Raw genomic sequence first — 20,307 nt, 5'->3', positions numbered from 1 at the left:
ACTGTGCGCGGCCAACCTCTGGCCTGCACTCCTGTTAACCGGACAACTTCGGCTATCCGGCAACTCCCGCATACTGCAACATCACCTGCAATAATACATTAGCTCCTGCCGTCACATGTTCCGGTGATGCATACTCTGCTTCGTTATGACTGATACCATCTTTACAGGGAATGAAAATCATCCCGGTAGGGACCAGATAACTCATATACACCGCATCATGCCCGGCACCTGAAACAATTTCCCGTGACGGATAACCGAGTTTATCTGCCGCCCCTGCAATAGCTGCCTGACACTCTGCATCAAAGGGGGCGGCCGGATAGTGACTGACCTCTGTCAGTTCAATCTCCATACCACTCTGCCGGCTAAGATCTGAGATAAAGGTTTTTAAATCAGTATCCATTTCTGCTACCAGTTCATCACTGATATTGCGTAAATCGACAGAAAACGTCACTTCTCCCGGCACCACATTACGACTGTTCGGATAAACCTGAACGCTGCCGACAGTCCCGCGCCCTTCCGGGGTTTTCCCTGCAATAGTAATCACCTGTTGCATGATACGGGTGGCTGTTTGCAGGGCATCTTTGCGCAGTGACATAGGGGTGGGTCCCGCATGAGACTCCTGACCAGTGACTTTGCAGTCATACCAGCGAATTCCCAATACTCCCTGCACCACACCGATGACTTTCTCTTCATCTTCGAGGATAGGCCCCTGCTCGATATGGGCCTCAAAATAGGCGCCTACCGGGTGGTCGCCAGGCGTCTGCTCGCCGATATAACCGATATTTTCCAGCTCACTGCCCACAGTTTTGCCTTCACTGTCCTGTACGGCGTAAATCTGTTCCAGTGGAAAAACGCCGGCAAATACTCCGGACCCCATCATTACCGGAACAAAACGGGAACCTTCTTCATTGGTCCAGAATACGACCTCCAGAGGGGCCTCGGTAACAATATCCAGATCATTCAGCGTGCGGATAACTTCCAGCGCCGCAAGCACACCATAATTACCGTCGTATTTTCCACCGGTCGGCTGTGTATCAATATGGCTGCCAGCCATCACCGGCAACAGTTGAGGATTCCGGCCTTCCCTGCGCATAAAGACATTGCCGATTTTATCGATGGTCACAGACAGCCCGGCAGCTTTAGCCCAACTGATCACCAGATCTCTGCCCTGATGGTCCAGGTCTGTTAACGCCAGCCGTCGACAGCCCCCTTTTGCCGTCGCGCCGATTTCGGCCAGCTCCATCAACGAATCCCATAATCTTTCACCGTTAATCCGCATATCTGAGACTGCGGCAACTGAATTTACCAGCACATCGTTAGTCATTAATTTTCTCCGGAAGAAAGTATTGTGGCCATCTCAACCAACCGCTGATCACTGCCTCGCGGGCCGAGTAAAGAAATTCCCAGCGGCACACCATCCACTTCAGCCATCGGTACGGTGACCTGTGGAGCGGCGGTCATTACAGCAATAATCAGTAAATCCTGAGAGAGACGACGGGTCGCTTCGATTTGTTCTGCCGTCGCACTCAGCAACGGGGCAATCTCAGGTACTGTCGGTAATACGAGGATTCGTCCGGACAGTTGTTGATCCCACCATTCTGTAAATTGTTGCCGGTCACGACAGGCGCTCTGATATTCATCAGAGCTAACTCCACGTCCAAAAGCAAAGCGTGCCGCGATGTCAGGACCAAGACTCAGACTATAACGCTCTATAATCTCACCCTGAGCCTGCCATGCCTCATATCCCTGAATGACCCGAAAAGCATTAAACAGAGTTTCACGCTGTTCAGGCCAACCTGGCATAGGCAGAAACTCTCCCCATAAGCGGCTGATTTGTTGTAATACGGGAGTCAGCGCCTGCTGACTTTCTGCTGGTAACCGCCCGAACAGTTCACTACTGCAGGCTAACCGGATTTCAGCAGGCTGTGGCGTATCTTCACCGAGCAGACATTTTGCTACCAGGGAGAAATGTTTAGCATCTGAGGCAAAAAAACCACAGGTATCCATAGAAGGAGCCAGCGCCTGGCAATCCTGTAGCGAAATTCTTCCATGTGTCGGGCGGATACCGAAAAGGCCACAATAACTGGCCGGGGTACGTACTGAGCCACCGGTATCGGTGCCTAAGGCAATATCACACAATCCGTTGGAAACCGCTGCTGCAGAACCAGACGAAGATCCACCCGGAATACGGTCCGGAGCCGCACCATTGCAGGGTGTTCCATAGTGAATATTGTGGCCACTCATCGAAAACGCCATTTCATTAGTATGCGTCTTACCGACAAAGCGAGCTCCGGCATCCAGAAGCTGTTGGACTGCCGGAGCGGTACGGGTTTTGATACCGGACAACGCCAGAATATGCGGATTTCCCCCACCTGTGGGATATCCTGCCACATCAAATAAATCTTTCACCGCAAAAGTTAAACCACTTAACGGTCCCTGTTCTGCATGCTTCAGTTCAGTAAACGGATAAGGCATAAATGCCCGTGACTGGTCCCACATTGTTCCCTCCGGGAAAAGATTCCTGATGGTCATGCGCATGACTACCGACAGGTAACTATGACGCAACCATCTGAATTAAAAAGATATGGGTAATAAGCAAATGCCATACCAGCCCGGGCATGACAAAAACACGAGAAAGGAATTAAATATATCCCATTGAAAACAATGAAATTATCAGACACTCACGGGTTAAGCGACCGAAGTGTTCCGGCCGGAACCATGCACTGAATTGGGGAAATAAGCTCGCGGCACGGACAATTTACCGCTGCAGGAGTCCTGATAATCGTCGCCATTCACTGATAGTGAAGCGTCTCTCCCTGGGGTCTTCCGGATTGCCATCCTTCACCGGAAAACGCTAAAATATCTGTTCACATCCGATGTTTCAGCTTAACAGCACGGATAAATCAGCATAATGGCATGATTAAAGGGCCTGACAGGCCGGTATCTGCCCTCTGACGCTAACAGGATGCCGCAATGTTAAAAGTCTGGATTATTCTTTTTATTTCGATTATTTCCGAAACCTTCGCTACCTCAATGATTAAGTCTTCAGAAGGTTTTACCCGGTTACTTCCCTCTCTGGCAGTTATTTTTGGATATATAATCTCGTTTATCGGCTTATCACAGGTTGTTAAAGTGATGAATGTCGGGGTGGCTTATGCTATCTGGGCCGGGGTGGGTATCTGTCTTGTGTCACTGATTTCCTGGTTATTCTTTCATCAGAAGCTGGATCTGCCGGCCATCCTCGGTATTGCTCTGATCATTGGTGGTGTCATCGTCATCCAGCTATTCTCCAAATCAGTCTCACACTAAAAGTGCTGGCGGGCTGAACCTCCGGCCCGCAGTTAACCACAGGACTGGCTTTCTGCCGCCATATCACGCGTTAACCTTCGGCAGCTTTGCCCGGAGCCGATAAAACATTTAAGGCCAGATATTGCAATAAAATAATCGTTTTCGCGTCAGCAATTTCCCCGCTTTCAATCGCAGCCAGTGCCCGGGATAATGGCCATTCCAGTACCTCAATATCCTCCCCTTCCCCGGCCAGTCCCCCTCCAGTGCCGCAGCGATCTGCATCATTATATTCGGCGATAAAGAAATATAATTTTTCGGTGACTGAGCCCGGGCTCATATAGACTTCCATAATCTTTTTTAGCTGCTGAATCCGGTAGCCGGTTTCTTCCTCAGTTTCCGCAATAATCCGTGCCTCAGGGGAAATATCGTCCAGCAACCCGGCAGCTGCCTCTATCAATAACCCATGATGACCATTAATAAATACCGGAAAACGAAACTGCCTGGTAAGTACAACACAACGCTTTTGGCGGTTATACAACAGGATGACAGCACCGTTTCCACGATCGTAGGCCTCACGTTGCTGTTCCTGCCACTGCCCGTCGGAACGCAGCAGTTCAAAAGTATATTTTTTCAGGATGTACCAGTTATCGGATAATAACTGCTCACGGATATTGCGTATTTTCGGCTGCATAAATTTCTCTTTTTAAGATGACACCAATGACCATAACATGCAAAATAACGCACATTCAGGAAAAAACAAGAAAGAAAAATCATGCTATCTGCTCAGCGTAAACAACAAATCCTTGCAATACTGGCAGCCGAAAGCCAGGTGATGTCCGGCGACCTCAGCTTGCGCTTTGGGGTTTCAGAAGATTCTGTACGCAGGGATCTGCGCGAGCTGGCTGCCGATGGATTACTCCAGCGGGTTCATGGTGGTGCTCTGCCGGTTTCTGCCGCAACGGCCGATATACAAACACGCAAAAACGTGCAAACACTCTCTAAGCAATATATTGCCAAAAAGGCGGCGCGACTGATCCAGCCCGGTCAGGTCGTCATCATTGACGGTGGAACGACCACTGAAGCAATGGTTCGTCAGTTACCAAAAGATCTGATATTTACGGCAATCACCCACAGTCCGACAATTGCTGTGGCATTAGCTGAGCTGCCATTGGTCGAAGTGATTTTGATTGGCGGGCAACTTTATCGTCATTCATTAGTGGCTGTCGGCAGCACGGTATTTGAAGCCATAGCCCGGATTAACGCAGATCTGTTTTTTATGGGGGTAACAGGGGTACATAAAACCGCAGGCCTGACCACCGGAAACTACGAAGAAGCAGGAGTAAAACGGGCGCTGGCTTCCCGTGCTGCAGAAACCATTGTCATGGTCTCGAAAGAGAAACTCAATTCAGCCTCTGCATACGCTATTGGCGATTTGGCTCTGGCCAGTACGATGATAATCGACGGGGATCCTGCACAACAGATGCCTGAATGGTTACAGCAAAAGGGAATCACATTGCTGTAAAGTGCCTGAAATTTTAGCTGCCTGAAAGCTACCTGAACGGAACTGAAGATTTATCCACGCGGAGTTAACATAATCAACGTCTCTGTACGGTGATTTTCTGCCACTCTTATACAATCCTGCGTATCCGTGAGCTCATCGGTTTACAACAGTAGTTCAGAATTAAGTTTCCAGTGAGCGCTACTTATTTCACGCACCCTGGCTAACTTCCTGCAGCCCCGGAGTCACACCCGTAAAAAACCCCGCCATTGCGGGGTTTCTATGCAGGTTATTAACGTGGCATTTCGGCATCAAGCCTGTCAGAAATGTTTTTCTTAATTGCCAGGCAAACCTGATGGTAACTATATGCTGAATTATCTGCAGGAATAATGAAAGGGGCCCCTGTCGCATCCCCCACCAGCACAAAGATCTTTCCTTCCCGCATGGATAATGTGAGCTCAACGTTAGCAAAACGCTTTTTAATCTCATTAACGGAAAGGTCCGTCAGAATAGCGAACTTTAACCGTTGCTCTTCATTCAGCTGCGCTTCACTCAGTCTGACAAACTCAGCTTTTCCATTCTGGATTTCCCCGATGAAAGCAATTTTTGCTCTGTTATCACCGTGGTATACCAGTGATTCGCGGTACTCTTCGAGAATTTTCTCTGCACCCTCAATCAGATCTGCAACCCGCTCCGTATATTTCCGATCTAAAAGTTTTTGTTTTTCCACTAAATCATCGTAAGTAATATTCATGGTTTTCTCCTTAACAGACCTGTCACTGATAAGCATAGTTACTGCAGCAAATAATTCCTGTGCCCAAAACAAAACGGCCCCGCCAAAGCGGAGCCGCAGAGCTATGTGTAATTACGGGAAAATTGTTTAACCCTATAATTTATGTTGCTTTTATTTCAGTTAATTCGCTTGATAAATAAATATTTTCCGGTCTACCCTTCAAACCCGCCCTTCACTTAGACTCAGGTAATAAACCGAAAAATAATATTTAGAAACCTGATTGTAACTTTCAGTAAAACATAGTTTATTGGGCGTATCAGCTATGCTCAGCCCAATAGCAAATTTTTAATCAGAATAAATATCCTGGTTTCTTAAGGTGGGATATCAGTACTCTTTTCTGTGTTTACTGACAGGCAGGCTAAAAGATCACTGGAGAATAACCGGGTGATAAAATTACTCAGATAAGAAAAACCGCATGAGAGCGGTTAACACACATTGTATCCTGGTATTTACTTTCGGGTAGGTTAAACCGGAGTTCCCCTTGCCTGTATTACTGCCACAGAAACTCACCGGCTGTTAAACTGAGATATGTAAAACCTGCAGGGTCATTTTCATCGCAGTATCGAATGGTGTGACTGTTCTTACTATTTTCACCATCACACTGGCACCAACCCACAACTGATACAAACTTTCGGCAACCTTTTCAGGCTCGTCTTCGAGTGTTAAAGACCCTTCCGCCGCACCTGCTTCCAGTGCTTCTGCCAGACGGGAAATGATACCAGCGGTTCCGTGCATCAATGCCATACGCATTTTATCTGACAGATCTGCTACTTCCGCTCCAAGTTTTACTGCCAGACATTTCCCCTGACAATCATGAAATGACTGTGTCGCTCGCCATTTCTGCCAGTAATTTACCAGCCTCTGAGCATTGTTAAGGCCTGGCTCAGCCAGCGTCTGGTTAAGATCGTCCAGATAGTCCTCAAAATAGTGTTCGAGCATGGCTACGCCAAAATCTTCTTTTGAGGAAAAATAGTAATAAAAAGAGCCCTTAGGAATATCAGATTCCTCAAGGATCTCTTTCAGACCGACCGCCGAGAACCCTTTCCCCGCCATAATACGCTGACCGGTAACAAGAATATGTTCACGAACTTGCTGGTTTTGTTGTTTAGTTGCAGTTTTCATAGCGTCAATTTATCAGAGACTAGACCGGTCGTCTACGGAATGATTTCCGGCAGAATTGACAGATAAAACCCGACTTCCGTCTGGCAGAGCTCAGGTTTATGGTTCACCGTAACCTGCCATTTTTAATAAAACCGGGATGATTAAGCCTGTGGTTGAACTCGCCTCGCTACGGCCAGTTTTATGCTTGCTGCCCTGCCATATCGTTTATGCAATTACAGGGAAAATAAGGTTCAGATAATAGTTCCCGCGCTTAGCAGTCACTGAACTTTAGGTACTCTGATGCCCGACAGACTTTTATTCACATTTCCCGTTCATAAATCAGTAATTGTAACGGGTTACCGGTTCACAAACGGGAAAGTGCCAGTTCTTTACGGACCCTGTTATCTGTCAACGGGACAGCGATTGAGCCGCTTTTTCGATAACGGATGCAATTGCCTGAGGCTGTGACGCATAAATAGCATGATTACCTTTTAGTTCGATAACTATGCTGTCTGCCCGCTTAGCCATAAAGCGCTCCAACTGTGGATTTATAGCACGATCTTCGGTTGCAACAACTGCCCAGCTGGGTTTATGTTTCCATGCCGGTTCTCCTGCCGGTGCGGTAAAAGCTGCAACTGCGGGCATAACCTGCGACCGGGCCATCAGATCTGTTACCTTTTCAGGCAGATCTGCCGCAAAATCAGCATGGAAGGCTGATGGCTTCAGGTAGAGGAAGTGATCATCCGTTTCGACAATCGAATGGCCGGCCGGGGGATATTTTTTTGCCAGGCTTAACAGCGAATCTCCTTTATCTGGCTGCATGGCTGCAATGTAGACCAGACCAGCTACAGATGGGTCATTACCAGCATCGCTAATAATCATCCCGCCATAACTGTGCCCGACCAGCAATGTTTTCCCGGTTTGCATCTTCAGTACCCGTTTGGTCGCTGCCACGTCATCTGCCAGAGAAGTCTGGGGTTCCTGCACAATTGAAACCTGATAACCCTGCTTAGTCAGGATGCTGGCAACCGGATTCCAGCCAGATCCATCAACAAAAGCGCCATGCACCAGAACGATATTTTTTACCGGTTCTGCCATTGATGTATAAGTACAGGCAGATAGCGCCAAACCTAAAACAGCATAACCTAATGATTTTTTGCTCATTCTAAATCTCACTTATCACTATCAGTGGGGTTATCTTTAGTTACCCGAAGACGGGAGGCTGGCTTACAACCTCCCCTGTCCCGGGAAGATTTATTTCGCCAGTTGGTCCAGTAGTTGAACCGCAGCCGCCGCTGAAGAACCCGGGTTTTGGCCGGTGATCAATAAACCGTCGGTAACCACATAAGAGCTCCAGTCTGCACCTTTGGAATAGATACCACCTTTTGCTATTAGCTCATCTTCTACCAGGAATGGCACCACACGGGTCAGACCAACGGCTTCTTCTTCCGTATTAGTGAATCCGGTGACCTGACGACCAGCAACCAACGGGCGGCCATCCGGAGCTTTTACATGACGCAGTACCCCGGGAGCATGACAAACAAAAGCAATGCTTTTACCTGCAGAGAAAAATGACTCGATCAGTGCAATGGAATGCTTGTCTTCTGCCAGATCCCACAGTGGACCATGTCCCCCCGGATAAAAAATAGCGTCAAATTCTGTCTGGGAAACAGTGTCCAGACGGACAGTGGTAGCCAGTTGCGCCATCGCATCGGTATCAGCTTCAAAACGGTGAGTAAATTCGGTCTGAAAATCTGGTTCGTTACTTTTCGGATCCAGCGGAGGATTTCCACCCAACGGAGATGCCAGCACAATTTCGGCACCTGCATCTTTAAAGGCATAGTAAGGTGCGGCCAGCTCCTCAAGCCAGAAACCCGTTTTACGGCCAGTTTCACCCAGTTTGTCGTGTGAGGTCAGTACCATCAGAATTTTCATCATCGTTCTCCAAAAACAGATTTTTAATTAAGCAAACAGGTCGTTAGCAAACTAAAATAATAGACCGGTCAACTATAAATGAATGTCACCTATGGCAGTTAAACCAGCAATTTTCTGAGCCAGGTCTTAGACTGGTATGACACCAGACAGTATCAATGACTTCAGAATCTCGTCAGTTCGTTCCATGGCTTTAAGCTAACAAACTAATAGACCGGTCGTCTAGTTAATTTTCACGATAGATGAAAAATATTTTTAAGGAGGTAGTAACTGGCTGCATTGATATGGCTGGTAAATCTGAGTATTTTCCCGTTAATTCATAATGTTGCTACACATTACTGTAGATTTTTAACACCTGTACAGTCCGGGAAATGGCAAATACCCGCAGGCCATACAGGGCCAGTTCAGGCAGCAAACACTCTTTTGGATTGAAAATATTTGGTGATGACCAGGCTCCTGACCTCACTGCCATCCATGGTGAAATACGCTGGCTTGTCCTTTGGCCCGTGGCGCTCATGTATTTTCTCTGCTAATCCGCTTAGCTGACGATAAACAAGGCACTGGTTCATGAATAAAAACGGGTAAACCTCAGATGTCCGGGAAATTATGTATTGCCTGTCGTCGTAAGACCAGAAAGAGGTTAGCACTAAATTGCTGGTGCTTTACCCCCACCGAAATAAGCCCCATAGCGATGTTTTCAATTCAACCCGGAACGGCACGAAGATAATGACTCAGGAAAAATATCCATACCTGAAAACTGATTTCACGTTTCATGATTTAGAGGCCAGAGCAATATCTGATACGGAAGGAAGCCTGGAGCAGAAGCCGGTAATTTCAGGCGATCGAGGCCCGGGAGAGAACTTAGAAAACAAGCAAAAAAACAACGCCATTCACGTTATCTGAATTAACACGTCAGTTAAATAATATTATGAAGTGATATTATGCTCCTACCGCAGAAAACAAAAAACCGCCTGATTGAACTGCACCCCAAAAGTTGGACACCCAACTGAGTAAGGTGCAGTTTTTTATGAGTAAGTATTCTCTCAGCTTCAAACTTGAGGTCGTGCAGCACTACCTTTCCGGACTGGAGGGACAGAAAGCGACAGCAAAACGGTTTGGTATCGATAACAGTGCCGTAAGAAAGTGGACTGCTTTATGGCAGCTTCATGGCGAAGCCGGGCTGACTATGCGGTGCTTCACCTATTCTCCGGCTTTCAAAGAGTCTGTTATCTTGTCTATGCGTGAACACCGTCTGTCTGTTCGCGAAGTCTGTGCCAAATTCGCTATCCCTGCTTTTTCCTCAGTATGTCTGTGGGAACGGTTGTATGATGAGGGGGGTATTGAAGCCCTCAAAGTCAACCGCGGCAGGAAAAAAACGATGCCAGATACACCTGAAAAGAAAGCGGTTAACCTTTCTCAGACCACCCTCAATACGGACGAACGCGAAGAGCTTGAGCAACTACGCGTCGAAGTGGCTTACTTAAAAAAGCTTCAAGCCTTACTCAGGGAAAAAAACACGCCAAAACGCGGGATAAAACGCAAGTCGTGAATGAGCTAAGGTCACAATTTCCTTTGGCGCGTTTGCTGAAAGCCGCTGAGTTAGCCAGAAGTACGTTTTACTGGCAGTTGTCATGCGGCAAAAAGGCAGATAAATATGCCGATGATAAGCGTCGGATCCTGGCGTTGTTCCATCACCATAAAGGGCGATATGGATATCGCAGGATCACGCTTGCGGGTCGGGGTGTTTACTGAATCATAAAACGGTTCAGAGGCTCATGAAGCAGTTACAGCTGGCATCCTGTATCAGAGTGAAAAAGTACAACTCTTACAAAGGCCGATACGGCAAAGCTGCCGGTAATGTGCTGGATCGTAAGTTTACTGCGGACAGACCAAATCAGAAGTGGGTCACGGACGTTACGGAATTTAAAGTTGGCGGGGAAAAGCTGTACTTATCTCCGATACTTGATCTTTATAACGGTGAAATCGTGGCATATCAAATGGAACATCGCCCCCGGTTGTCGATGGTAGATGATATGTTGACTAAAGCGTTATCAGTGCTGAACGAAGGTGAATACCCGTTGCTCCATTCAGATCAGGGTTGGCAGTATCAAATGGTGCAATATCAGAAGCGACTTAAGGAAGCAGGGCTGAAACAGAGCATGTCACGAAAGGGCAACTGCTATGACAATGCGGTAATAGAAAGCTTCTTCGGGACATTAAAGGCGGAATGCTTTTACCTCAGTGAATCTAGAGATATAAAAGAGTTACGCATAGCAATCGATGAGTATATCCACTATTACAATCATGAAAGAATAAAACTGAAACTAAAAGGGCTAAGTCCGGTAGAGTACCGAACCCAGCCCCTGGTAGCCGTTTAACATGAACCGTCCAACTTTATGGGGTCAGTTCATGACGGCGGTTAAACGACATTGCACATATGTGCTTATTTTTGTTCATTTTAATCGGTGGTGCCCAGGGCGGGACTTGAACCCGCACAGCCTTACAGCCGAGGGCTTTTAAAAACTACGACTCTGCTTTTTAAATCATAAGATTATGATTTAATTTTATGATTTAATTTAAATAAAAGATTGTTTATGACTACACAATCCAGCTTTTTGCTAATTTTCGCCGCCATTTTTTACGAGATCTTCTGCTCTACACTTCCCCCTCTTGCTATACGCCATTGACTTATAGATTATAAGTGTTAGTATCTCTGACACCATACGCCAATGACGTACACTTATGCTGTTTATTGAAACCCATATATTCACCGAAGATGTAAAGGAACTACTGAACGATGATGAATACCGCGAGTTTCAGCAGTTCATGGCAGACAACCCTGCCTGGGGAGACGTGATTCAGAATACAGGTGGCCTGCGTAAGGTACGCTGGGCTGCCAGGGGCAAAGGTAAACGTGGCGGTGTTCGGGTAATTTACTACTATAAACTATCCGAATCACAGATCCGACTTCTGCTCATCTATAAAAAAGGCATCAGGGATGATTTATCTGAGGAAGAAAAACGTTTGCTAAGGGCGTTGAATGAGGGCTGGTAATGGACAAGAAACTGTTTGAGCGTCTGACAGAAAGTATGACGCAAATGAATGAAATCGTTGAGGGTTCACGTGAACCCTCCCGTGAAACAACGGTTACCGCAGTTAAGGTCAAGGCAATCAGAACAGCCACCGGTCTTTCACAGAGTGGGTTCGCGAAACTGATTTCAGTGAATGTTGACACGCTGAAGAACTGGGAACAGGGACGACGCGAACCCACCGGACCGGCAAAAGCATTGCTGAGAGCGATAGAACGCGATCCTCAGCATGTGATCCCGGCACTTTCTCCTGATACACCCTAACCACCGAAACCAGCGTTAAAGCTGGTTTTTTTGCCTGACAATAACGCACAACTTCAGAAAACAAAAAACCGCCTGACGGCGGTTAAACGACATTGCACATATGTGCTTATTTTTGTTCATTATAATCGGTGGTGCCCAGGGCGGGACTTGAACCCGCACAGCCTTACAGCCGAGGGATTTTAAATCCCTTGTGTCTACCGATTTCACCACCTGGGCAAATCTGGAGGCGCGTCCCGGAGTCGAACCGAGGTAGGCGGATTTGCAATCCGCTGCATGGCCACTCTGCCAACGCGCCTTTTATTCTTTTAAATTACAACACCTTAGAGATGTTACAATTGTTAATTCTTGTCAGTCAAACCTAAGCTTTCGATTTAACTTGTTGATTCCTAAAGACTTAATTACCTGTCGTCTTCGGAATGGTCGCTATTATGGACTGGTTCCCAGGGCTTGGCAAGAGCTATCCCCTTTTTTTTCCGATATTAATGTCCGAATGCCCGAAAATTCAGCAACCTGTTCACAGAGCAAACACCCTGCAGTTAAAGTGGTGAAATTAGCCCCTTATTATCCTGCCATTGCTCCAGCAACCCTGCAGTTCCGATACAGATATCTTTATGCTGCTTTTGTCCGGAAAAAGACTTTCTCAGGAATCGTCAGCTTTGCGAAATACAGTAGATATATCCCTTTAACGACTATAGCGCCGGGTTAACGGTGATCCCTGAAAACATTTCCGGTTAATGGAACAGTCTGATCATTTCCGCCAGATTGTAGAGCAGTCCGAATATCGCTACCCCCAGCATAAAAAATGAAGCTATCCGGTGAATCTTTGCCGCATAGCGGTCCGGTAACCAGTATCTGACCAGCAGAATCCCAAACGACAGAACAGCAAAATCAAAAACGACCCATATGGCGGTCAGAGTGGCAATACTGGTGGCAAAATTATTTGTCACAGCAATGAACTGCGGAAAGAATGAGACAAAAAACAGGATATCTTTAGGATTCGAAATCCCCGTCAAAAATCCGGTGATAACAGCATTTTTACTGTTTCCAACTGTTGGCGTTGTATCATGCTGAACTGCAATCTGTGGTCTGAGGCCGGATAACGCGTTCCAGCCGATATACAAAGAACCAGCAATCCCCGCCAGCATCAGAAAAATCGCTGGCAAAGCCACAACCCCTGCCAGAACTGATGCAGCCATACTAATCAGCACCAGGGAAGCACTGTTAGTCCCTATGACGGTGGCGAATGCTTTGCGAGCACCATATTGTGCGGCAGTGCCTGTAACCAGGGCTACCACCGGACCGGGAGTGATCAGCAGCGTGATTACTGCAACGATGTAAGCCAGTAATAATCCAGGATTCATGGGGAGATATTCCTATAACTATTTATACTGCAGCCGCCACTGTCTGACTGATTTTTTACCTTCACAATAATGTCCTTTCCATGCCAGCGCTAAAACGCACGGTAATGTACCCCATCAAAAAACAGCTGTTCCGTCTTCGGCACAGCCTGCTGTTGAATTAAATCTCGTAACCTATTATTGACGGGTATCAGAAGATTGAAAAACGGAAAAAAATGCAGTTCAATGTGAGTAAAACTCAACTAAGCATCCTCTATGTCCTTACCACCACTCTATGCATTACGGGCATTTGAAGCCGCAGCCCGATCGGGCTCTTTCAGCAAAGCCGCAGATTTGCTCAATGTTACTCCCGGAGCTGTAAGCAGACACATTCGTACCCTTGAACAATGGTTCGACTGTCAGCTTTTCCATCGCAAAGGACCGCAGGTAGAAATCACCAGCGCCGGGCAGATTCTTGCCATGCAACTGACAGAAGGTTTTCAAAGCCTGGAGCGGGCCTGTGATCATTTTCGCAGTGGTCGCCACAAATTGCGGCTAAAAGCTCCTTCGACACTCACTATGCGTTGGCTGCTGGGAGCACTTCGTAGCCTGAGCAATCAAGCCGATTGCCCGGAGACAGAAATCACCAGCGTATGGATGGATACTGACAGTATCGATTTTCACCGTGAGCCTTACGACTGCGCAATACTGCTTGGCAACGGTCAGTTCGGCGCCGGGACCATCAGCCGGTTGCTGTTTAAAGAATGGTTAATTCCGGTGTGCAGCCCTGCTCTGGTGAGCGATGCCAGAAAAGATATCTGCCGTTGCGAACTGCTGCACCCTTCTTATGATCGTCGGGACTGGAGAAGATGGATAAACGGGTCTGGCAGGTTTCGCGATCTTAATATGCTGCAGGGTAAGGTATTTGATACTCTTGAACAGGGGATTCAGGCTGCTACCGGAGGACATGGTGTTTCGATCGGTGATGTATTGCTTTGCCTGTCCGCAGTGAATGATAATTTACTCGCATTTCCGTTTGATGAGGCAGTGGCAACCGGTGACGGATATTATCTGGTCTGGCCAAAGGCATCTGCTGCAGAGTCACGAATAATCCGGTTGTTTGAACACCTGAGTCCCCAGGTCCCCGGCTTAGTCCCCGAACACCTGATTATTCATCCTGCCATTGCAGAATAACCTGTGCTGACTAAGTTCTGGCTTAATATTACGGCTGGCAGTGAAAAGATTACGGAAACACAGAGCATTAACAATGGGATATCAGGCAACAAAAAAAGGACCCTAAGGTCCTTTTTTTGTGAGTATCAGAAAATAATAATCTGACACTTTAGAATCTGGAGCGGGAAACGAGACTCGAACTCGCGACCCCGACCTTGGCAAGGTCGTGCTCTACCAACTGAGCTATTCCCGCAAAATTGTTCTGAACTCTGTAAACAGATAAGCAGGACAACCTTTGATGTGCCGCATTTTACTGACAGCGGCAATTCAGTCAATCAGTTTATTACAAAACAACTGTCGTTTGCTGTTATTTGCAGCATTATGCTCATTCATCCAGCAGATCTTTTCTTGCCGCACTAAGATACTGAAACATCGACCAGAAAGTTAGTACTGCGGCAATGTATAATGCAAGAACACCAACCATTTCTACCATATCATTCGGCCGCCAGAGTAATGCGACCAGTGCCAGCATCTGAGCTGTGGTTTTTACTTTACCAATCCAGGAAACTGCAACACTGCTGCGTTTGCCAATTTCTGCCATCCATTCACGTAAGGCCGAAATAATTATTTCACGAGCAATCATTGTTGCCGCGGGTAAAGTCACCCACCATGCATGAAAATATTCAGCCACCAGCACCAGCGCAATAGCGACCATCACTTTATCGGCAACAGGGTCAAGAAATGCGCCAAAAGCTGTTGTTTGCTTCCAGCGGCGAGCCAGAAAACCGTCAAACCAGTCAGTTATTGCTGCGATAACAAACAACAATGCACAGCAAACAGGTGCCCAGTTGAATGGCAAATAGAACGCCAATACAAAGAAGGGAATTAAAACAACCCTGAAAAGCGTAAGATATGTCGGTATATTAAATTGCATAGAGCACTAACGGCCTGGATGGGGTGGTGTTTGTCTCTATGTTCCTACATTGCCCCTGCTGTTTCAATGCTAGTGTTTGAGAGAATAGAATATTTTTTCCGCCAGTGTCACAGAAATACCTGGAACTTTGGCGATTTCTTCAACCGTCGCATTTTTCAGTGGCTGCAACCCACCCATATATTTTAGCAACTGCTGGCGGCGCTTAGGTCCGACCCCTTCAATACCTTCCAGGCTACTGGCTGACTTTACTTTGGCACGTTTCAGACGATGCCCGGAAATAGCATGATCATGAGATTCATCACGAATATGCTGAATGACATGCAATGCCGGGGAATCCGGTGGCAATGACATCCCTTCCCCTTCGGCTTCAAAAAACAGCGTTTCCAGACCGGCCTTACGGTCACTGCCTTTTGCTACCCCTAACAGCAAAGGGTGATTCTTATCCCAGTCAACATCGAGTCCGGCAAATACCTCTTTCGCCTGAGCAAGCTGGCCTTTTCCGCCATCAATTACGATGACATCAGGAATTTTACTTTCTTCCAGCGACTTACTGTAACGTCGTTGCAAAACCTGATTCATGGCCGCGTAATCATCCCCCGGAGTAATTCCGGTGATATTATAACGTCGGTACTCGGCTCGTACCGGGCCATTAGCATCAAACACTACGCATGAGGCAACAGTCTGCTCCCCCATCGTATGGCTGATATCAAAACATTCCATCCGGCGAATAGCCGGTAATCTGAGATAACTGGCCAATGCCGCAAGTCGTTGATGAATTGTCGATTGTTGTGCCAGTCGGGATACCAGCGCTGTGGCAGCATTGGTTCTTGCCAGCTTAAGGTAACGCGCGCGATCACCCCGAGGTTTACTCTGCAGGCTGATTTTCCTGCCTGCCAGTTCTGTCAATGATTCACTTAGTACACTGATTTCCGGCAAGGCAAAGTCCAGTAATATATCCCCGGGCAACGTACGAACTTCACTCCCCTGCAGGTAAAACTGACCAACAAACGTCTGTACTACTTCTGATAGTTCAGTATCCGGCGGTACTTTCGGGAAATAGCTCCGGCTGCCCAGCACCTTGCCCTGACGAATAAACAGCACATGGACACAGGCCATTCCTGAATCATAGGCAATGCTGATGGCATCCAGGTCATCCCCCTGATTTGAGACAAACTGTTTCTCAGTAATTTGCCTGACCGCCTGAATCTGGTCACGTATCCGGGCAGCTTCTTCAAATTTCAATTCCTTACTCGCCTGCTCCATCCGGCTAATCAGCAATTTCAGAACCTGATCATCCTTGCCAGACAAAAACAGTCTGACGTACTCAGTCTGTTCCTGATATTCCTCTTCAGAAACCAGACCTTCAACACATGGCCCAAGACACCGCCCTATCTGATATTGCAGGCAGGGGCGTGAGCGGTTGCGATAGACGTTGTTTTCGCACTGGCGGACAGGGAACACTTTTTGCAGGATAGCCAGCGTTTCACGCACGGCACTACCACTCGGAAAAGGGCCGAAATATTCACCTTTAACATGTTTGGCACCACGATGGGATGCCAGACGAGGATGTTTGTCATTACTTAACAAAATAAACGGATAGGACTTATCGTCACGCAGCAATACATTGTAACGTGGCTGGTATAACTTAATATAGTTATGCTCCAGCAGTAAGGCTTCAGTTTCGCTGTGGGTCACCGTCACGTCGATATGACGGATATTAGCCACCAAAGCTTCCGTTTTACGGCTGTTGACCTGAATACGAAAATAGCTACTGAGTCGCTTCTTTAAGTCTTTTGCTTTTCCTACATAGATGACTTCATCACCGGTACCGTACATCCGGTAAACCCCGGGCTGATGTGTGACCGTACGAAGAAAATCGACAGAATCAAAAATTTCACTCACTGCTGATTACCAAATCCGAATTAACTAACCCGTGCCGTATCGCCAGATGCGTCAGCTCAACATCACCGCTAATATTCAGCTTACTGAACATACGATAACGGTAACTATTAACTGTTTTAGGACTAAGATTCAACTGCTCAGAAATATCGGTCACTTTCTGGCCTTTAGTGATCATTAGCATAATCTGCAACTCACGCTCTGACAGGCTGGAAAAAGGAGACTCACTGCCATGATATTCAACCTGGCTAAGCGCCATTTTTTGCGCAATATCCGGGGCAATGTAACGCTGCCCTGCATTAACCGCGCGAATAGCGTTAATCATTTCCTGAGGCGTTGATCCTTTCGTCAGATACCCTACTGCTCCAGCCTGCATGACCCGGGCCGGCAGGGGATTCTCACAATAGATGGTCAGCATGATAATTTTGACATCCGGATGGATACGCATAATTTTCCTGGTAGCCTCAAGCCCGCCAATGCCAGGCATATTCATATCCATCAGGATGACATCTACCGTATTCTGCCTGCACCACTTAATGGCATCCTCTCCACAACACACCTCACCGCTAACCACCATGGTAGTAACATCTTCCAGTATACGACGTACACCGGCCCGGACTAATTCGTGGTCATCAACAAGGAGGATACTAATCAAAAGGGTGTACTCCAAAAGGCTTGCAGAGGAATTTTTGGCAGAGTTAGCCACAAACAGTCTTACATAATCGCCAGGGCAGATCCTTTATAAGCGACCATTATTTGATGAAAATCAAGTTTCGATTATAGCATAATTTATGGCTTTTACTGTTTAACCATATAAAATCAAGCTGCGTCAGCGACTGAAAATCAGAGTAACTTTCTTTTATTAATACCCGGAACCACATTTAAAACTACAGAAAGTGCCACACCCCCTAAAATGCTAATGCCAACATTTTGATTCTGTTATAATATCCGCAATTATGGCGAGTTATCGCTGGTTAACGGAGTCTGAAATAATGAATTATGTAGAATTTCCAACAGATAAAACCCCTGAATCACTGGCCAGAGAAGTGACCTGCTTGAAAATGATGATTACCTGTATTTTGCAATCTATGAGTCAGGTAGATGCAGGTAAAGCCATTTTGAATATGGAACGTTACCTGGGTTCACTGGAAAATACTGCTGATTCAGAAGCGTTTATTGCAACGCTGAAACAGATTAAAGCCGGATATCTGCAGTAATCCGTTAATATCCTGTCTCTTTACTGAGGCAGGAGTTCCTCACCAAATCTCTCTTCTAAACAACTTTTTTCGCTCTTTTTCTCTCACCAGACTCATCTACAGTTTTTCACTGTGTACACCTTACAAAAAGTTGCGAACGAAAAAACATCACTCAGACACAGATATCGCGCTTGTTATTTCTCACGTTATCGAGAGTGTGATAAAAGGTGACTCCTGCAGACACTTAACTGATTTACCCGTCACTGTCCTCTGATGAACTGAGGGCAGAAAACAATAAAAACAGCCAGCAGAGCTGACACAATTATCACAGGAAATGAAGGAATGACACACCAACCTCAGGAAAATGTGCCCGTTCAGGACACGCAAAAACTGCGACGTAATTTAAATAACCGCCATATTCAGTTGATAGCGATTGGCGGAGCTATCGGGACAGGGTTGTTCATGGGGTCAGGTAAAACTATCAGTCTTGCCGGCCCGTCAATCATTTTTGTTTATATGCTCATTGGTTTTATGCTGTTTTTCGTCATGAGAGCGATGGGTGAGTTGCTGCTGTCTAATCTTGAATATAAATCGTTCAGCGATTTTGCCGCTGACCTGCTCGGGCCCTGGGCCGGCTATTTTACCGGCTGGACCTACTGGTTCTGTTGGGTGGTGACGGGTATTGCAGATATTGTGGCTATCACTTCTTACCTGCAGTTCTGGATACCCGGTTTTTCGGTGTGGATGAGCGCAATTCTCTGTATTGCAATATTCCTGGTCCTGAATATCGCTACTGTAAAAATGTTTGGTGAGATGGAGTTTTGGTTCGCCATTATTAAAATCGTAGCCATTATCGCTCTGATTGCGATTGGTATTGTTCTGGTCTGTATTCACTATGGTGTTCCTGGCGGCCCGCATGCTGCCATCAGTAATATCTGGACTCATGGCGGTTTCTTTCCTAAAGGGCTAAGCGGCTTTTTTGCCGGATTCCAGATTGCGGTGTTTGCTTTTGTGGGTATCGAACTGGTCGGGACTACGGCGGCAGAAACCCATGACCCGAAAAAGGTCCTGCCACGTGCCATTAATGCCATACCACTGCGTATTATTATGTTTTACGTCTTTTCACTGCTGGTTATTATGGCCGTCACTCCGTGGGATCAGGTGGTACCGTCACGTAGCCCGTTTGTAGAAATGTTTGTGCTGATTGGCTTACCTGCAGCCGCCGGTATCATCAATTTTGTCGTACTGACCTCAGCAGCTTCCTCGGCTAACAGTGGTATTTTCTCCACCAGCCGGATGTTGTTTGGCCTGGCAGAGCAAGGGGTAGCCCACAGCCGGTTTGCGAAATTGTCGGGCCGTGCGGTACCGGTAAGCGGATTGCTTTTCTCCTGCTTCTGTTTGCTGGCAGGGATTGCACTGATTTATCTGATCCCGAATGTTATGACTGTATTTACGCTGGTCACTACCGTTTCAGCGATTCTGTTTATGTTCGTCTGGTCGATTATTTTATGCAGCTATCTGGTCTATCGCCGTCAGCGCCCTGAACTGCATCAGGCTTCCGTGTTCAAAATGCCTGCAGGAAAACTGATGTGCTGGGTATGTCTGCTCTTTTTTGCCTTTGTGCTGGTGTTATTAACCCTGCAGCCGGATACCCGTCAGGCACTGATGGTCACTCCACTCTGGTTTATCGTGCTGGCTATTGGCTGGCAGGTACAGAAGCGCAAAATTGCATAATCCTGCCCGCCGGATAATACAGTAGCTACTCAATGTTGTATCACCCGGCTGTTCCAGCCACAGAATTAC

At 46.9% G+C, this 20,307-nt stretch carries 19 protein-coding genes, 3 tRNA genes and 1 pseudogene; 9 read left to right on the top strand and 14 right to left on the bottom strand.

Annotation, left to right across the window (positions count from 1 at the left end):
* Positions 1–52: 52 nt before the first annotated feature.
* Both A7K98_RS07255 and A7K98_RS07250 read right to left on the bottom strand, forming a co-directional pair.
* Positions 53–1,324 carry a Zn-dependent hydrolase gene (locus A7K98_RS07255; RefSeq protein ID WP_087487941.1) on the bottom strand — a complete coding sequence of 424 codons (1,272 nt, stop codon included), beginning with the start codon at positions 1,322–1,324 and terminating at the stop codon, positions 53–55.
* Positions 1,324–2,499 carry an amidase gene (locus A7K98_RS07250; protein WP_087487940.1) on the bottom strand — a complete coding sequence of 392 codons (1,176 nt, stop codon included), beginning with the start codon at positions 2,497–2,499 and terminating at the stop codon, positions 1,324–1,326. The genes A7K98_RS07255 and A7K98_RS07250 overlap by 1 nt, the downstream gene beginning before the upstream one ends.
* A 474-nt stretch (positions 2,500–2,973) precedes the next feature.
* On the opposite strand from A7K98_RS07250, the gene A7K98_RS07245 reads away from it, so the two are divergent.
* Positions 2,974–3,309, top strand: coding sequence for a DMT family transporter (locus tag A7K98_RS07245; RefSeq protein ID WP_087487939.1), 336 nt, complete (start codon positions 2,974–2,976; stop codon positions 3,307–3,309).
* Between the two features lie 70 nt (positions 3,310–3,379).
* On the opposite strand, the gene A7K98_RS07240 is transcribed toward A7K98_RS07245, so the two are convergent.
* A complete protein-coding gene (locus A7K98_RS07240) occupies positions 3,380–3,979 on the bottom strand; it encodes an NUDIX domain-containing protein (RefSeq protein ID WP_087487938.1) in 600 nt (199 codons plus the stop codon).
* 81 nt (positions 3,980–4,060) lie between these two features.
* Here A7K98_RS07240 and A7K98_RS07235 point away from each other — a divergent pair, with 81 nt between their 5' ends.
* Complete coding sequence (locus A7K98_RS07235) at positions 4,061–4,810, top strand: DeoR/GlpR family DNA-binding transcription regulator (protein ID WP_087487937.1); 750 nt, start codon at positions 4,061–4,063, stop codon at positions 4,808–4,810.
* 268 nt (positions 4,811–5,078) lie between these two features.
* On the opposite strand, the gene A7K98_RS07230 is transcribed toward A7K98_RS07235, so the two are convergent.
* From A7K98_RS07230 to A7K98_RS07215, 4 genes are all read right to left on the bottom strand, one after another.
* On the bottom strand, positions 5,079–5,540 hold the full coding sequence (locus A7K98_RS07230) for a hypothetical protein (RefSeq protein WP_087487936.1): 462 nt from the start codon (positions 5,538–5,540) through the stop codon (positions 5,079–5,081).
* Positions 5,541–6,095: 555 nt separating this feature from the next.
* Positions 6,096–6,701, bottom strand: a complete 606-nt coding sequence (locus A7K98_RS07225) for a TetR/AcrR family transcriptional regulator (RefSeq protein WP_087487935.1) — start codon at positions 6,699–6,701, stop codon at positions 6,096–6,098.
* Positions 6,702–7,088: 387 nt separating this feature from the next.
* The gene (locus A7K98_RS07220; protein WP_087487934.1) at positions 7,089–7,844 is read right to left on the bottom strand and encodes an alpha/beta hydrolase; all 756 of its coding nucleotides are present in this window, start codon (positions 7,842–7,844) and stop codon (positions 7,089–7,091) included.
* Positions 7,845–7,934: 90 nt separating this feature from the next.
* Positions 7,935–8,615 carry a type 1 glutamine amidotransferase domain-containing protein gene (locus A7K98_RS07215; protein ID WP_087490406.1) on the bottom strand — a complete coding sequence of 227 codons (681 nt, stop codon included), beginning with the start codon at positions 8,613–8,615 and terminating at the stop codon, positions 7,935–7,937.
* A gap of 723 nt (positions 8,616–9,338) precedes the next feature.
* On the opposite strand from A7K98_RS07215, the gene A7K98_RS21275 reads away from it, so the two are divergent.
* The 4 genes and pseudogenes from A7K98_RS21275 (at position 9,339) to nadS (ending at position 11,965) form a co-directional block, all read left to right on the top strand.
* Entirely contained in the window at positions 9,339–9,515 is a 177-nt protein-coding gene (locus A7K98_RS21275; RefSeq protein ID WP_157665893.1) for an integrase, read from the top strand.
* Positions 9,516–9,639: 124 nt separating this feature from the next.
* Positions 9,640–10,990 (top strand): annotated as a pseudogene (locus A7K98_RS07210) (IS3 family transposase).
* Positions 10,991–11,354: 364 nt separating this feature from the next.
* Positions 11,355–11,666: a type II toxin-antitoxin system RelE/ParE family toxin gene (locus A7K98_RS07205; protein ID WP_087487933.1), complete on the top strand. Its 312-nt coding sequence runs from the start codon at positions 11,355–11,357 to the stop codon at positions 11,664–11,666.
* Entirely contained in the window at positions 11,666–11,965 is a 300-nt protein-coding gene (gene nadS, locus A7K98_RS07200) for a NadS family protein (RefSeq protein ID WP_087487932.1), read from the top strand. The genes A7K98_RS07205 and nadS overlap by 1 nt, the downstream gene beginning before the upstream one ends.
* 129 nt (positions 11,966–12,094) lie before the next feature.
* Here the strand turns inward: nadS and A7K98_RS07195 are convergent.
* The 3 genes from A7K98_RS07195 to A7K98_RS07185 form a co-directional block, all read right to left on the bottom strand.
* Positions 12,095–12,181 (bottom strand) — tRNA-Leu (locus A7K98_RS07195).
* A 5-nt stretch (positions 12,182–12,186) separates the two neighbouring features.
* Positions 12,187–12,260 (bottom strand) — tRNA-Cys (locus tag A7K98_RS07190).
* A gap of 436 nt (positions 12,261–12,696) precedes the next feature.
* Positions 12,697–13,326 carry a LysE family translocator gene (locus A7K98_RS07185; protein ID WP_087487931.1) on the bottom strand — a complete coding sequence of 210 codons (630 nt, stop codon included), beginning with the start codon at positions 13,324–13,326 and terminating at the stop codon, positions 12,697–12,699.
* Positions 13,327–13,578: 252 nt separating this feature from the next.
* Between A7K98_RS07185 and A7K98_RS07180 the strand changes: the two genes are divergently transcribed.
* Positions 13,579–14,496, top strand: a complete 918-nt coding sequence (locus A7K98_RS07180; protein ID WP_087487930.1) for a LysR family transcriptional regulator — start codon at positions 13,579–13,581, stop codon at positions 14,494–14,496.
* A gap of 156 nt (positions 14,497–14,652) precedes the next feature.
* Here A7K98_RS07180 and A7K98_RS07175 read toward each other — a convergent pair.
* From A7K98_RS07175 to uvrY, 4 genes are all read right to left on the bottom strand, one after another.
* Positions 14,653–14,728, bottom strand: a tRNA-Gly gene (locus A7K98_RS07175).
* Positions 14,729–14,860: 132 nt separating this feature from the next.
* Positions 14,861–15,409 carry a CDP-diacylglycerol--glycerol-3-phosphate 3-phosphatidyltransferase gene (gene pgsA / locus A7K98_RS07170; protein WP_087487929.1) on the bottom strand — a complete coding sequence of 183 codons (549 nt, stop codon included), beginning with the start codon at positions 15,407–15,409 and terminating at the stop codon, positions 14,861–14,863.
* A gap of 69 nt (positions 15,410–15,478) precedes the next feature.
* Positions 15,479–17,311: an excinuclease ABC subunit UvrC gene (gene uvrC, locus A7K98_RS07165; RefSeq protein WP_087487928.1), complete on the bottom strand. Its 1,833-nt coding sequence runs from the start codon at positions 17,309–17,311 to the stop codon at positions 15,479–15,481.
* On the bottom strand, positions 17,304–17,963 hold the full coding sequence (uvrY, locus tag A7K98_RS07160) for a UvrY/SirA/GacA family response regulator transcription factor (RefSeq protein WP_087490405.1): 660 nt from the start codon (positions 17,961–17,963) through the stop codon (positions 17,304–17,306). Before uvrY ends, uvrC begins: the two co-directional genes overlap by 8 nt.
* Positions 17,964–18,300: 337 nt before the next feature.
* Here uvrY and A7K98_RS07155 point away from each other — a divergent pair, with 337 nt between their 5' ends.
* Both A7K98_RS07155 and cycA read left to right on the top strand, forming a co-directional pair.
* Entirely contained in the window at positions 18,301–18,525 is a 225-nt protein-coding gene (locus A7K98_RS07155) for a DUF2594 family protein (RefSeq protein ID WP_087487927.1), read from the top strand.
* Between the two features lie 321 nt (positions 18,526–18,846).
* Positions 18,847–20,238 (top strand): D-serine/D-alanine/glycine transporter, encoded by a 1,392-nt coding sequence (gene cycA / locus A7K98_RS07150; protein WP_087487926.1) that lies wholly within the window; start codon positions 18,847–18,849, stop codon positions 20,236–20,238.
* Positions 20,239–20,307: the final 69 nt, after the last annotated feature.

The organism is Tatumella citrea (genome assembly GCF_002163585.1).
Classification (GTDB): domain Bacteria; phylum Pseudomonadota; class Gammaproteobacteria; order Enterobacterales; family Enterobacteriaceae; genus Tatumella; species Tatumella citrea.
This window is presented reverse-complemented; position numbering and strand designations above follow the sequence as displayed.

Excerpts from the sequence above, each read along its gene's own strand:
- A7K98_RS07255 (WP_087487941.1), bottom strand. The coding sequence starts at position 1,324 with ATGACTAACGATGTGCTGGTAAATTCAGTTGCCGCAGTCTCAGATATG.
- A7K98_RS07250 (WP_087487940.1), bottom strand. The coding sequence starts at position 2,499 with ATGTGGGACCAGTCACGGGCATTTATGCCTTATCCGTTTACTGAACTG.
- A7K98_RS07245 (WP_087487939.1), top strand. The coding sequence starts at position 2,974 with ATGTTAAAAGTCTGGATTATTCTTTTTATTTCGATTATTTCCGAAACC.
- A7K98_RS07240 (WP_087487938.1), bottom strand. The coding sequence starts at position 3,979 with ATGCAGCCGAAAATACGCAATATCCGTGAGCAGTTATTATCCGATAAC.
- A7K98_RS07235 (WP_087487937.1), top strand. The coding sequence starts at position 4,061 with ATGCTATCTGCTCAGCGTAAACAACAAATCCTTGCAATACTGGCAGCC.
- A7K98_RS07230 (WP_087487936.1), bottom strand. The coding sequence starts at position 5,540 with ATGAATATTACTTACGATGATTTAGTGGAAAAACAAAAACTTTTAGAT.
- A7K98_RS07225 (WP_087487935.1), bottom strand. The coding sequence starts at position 6,701 with ATGAAAACTGCAACTAAACAACAAAACCAGCAAGTTCGTGAACATATT.
- A7K98_RS07220 (WP_087487934.1), bottom strand. The coding sequence starts at position 7,844 with ATGAGCAAAAAATCATTAGGTTATGCTGTTTTAGGTTTGGCGCTATCT.
- A7K98_RS07215 (WP_087490406.1), bottom strand. The coding sequence starts at position 8,615 with ATGAAAATTCTGATGGTACTGACCTCACACGACAAACTGGGTGAAACT.
- A7K98_RS21275 (WP_157665893.1), top strand. The coding sequence starts at position 9,339 with ATGACTCAGGAAAAATATCCATACCTGAAAACTGATTTCACGTTTCAT.
- A7K98_RS07205 (WP_087487933.1), top strand. The coding sequence starts at position 11,355 with ATGCTGTTTATTGAAACCCATATATTCACCGAAGATGTAAAGGAACTA.
- nadS (WP_087487932.1), top strand. The coding sequence starts at position 11,666 with ATGGACAAGAAACTGTTTGAGCGTCTGACAGAAAGTATGACGCAAATG.
- A7K98_RS07185 (WP_087487931.1), bottom strand. The coding sequence starts at position 13,326 with ATGAATCCTGGATTATTACTGGCTTACATCGTTGCAGTAATCACGCTG.
- A7K98_RS07180 (WP_087487930.1), top strand. The coding sequence starts at position 13,579 with ATGTCCTTACCACCACTCTATGCATTACGGGCATTTGAAGCCGCAGCC.
- pgsA (WP_087487929.1), bottom strand. The coding sequence starts at position 15,409 with ATGCAATTTAATATACCGACATATCTTACGCTTTTCAGGGTTGTTTTA.
- A7K98_RS07155 (WP_087487927.1), top strand. The coding sequence starts at position 18,301 with ATGAATTATGTAGAATTTCCAACAGATAAAACCCCTGAATCACTGGCC.
- cycA (WP_087487926.1), top strand. The coding sequence starts at position 18,847 with ATGACACACCAACCTCAGGAAAATGTGCCCGTTCAGGACACGCAAAAA.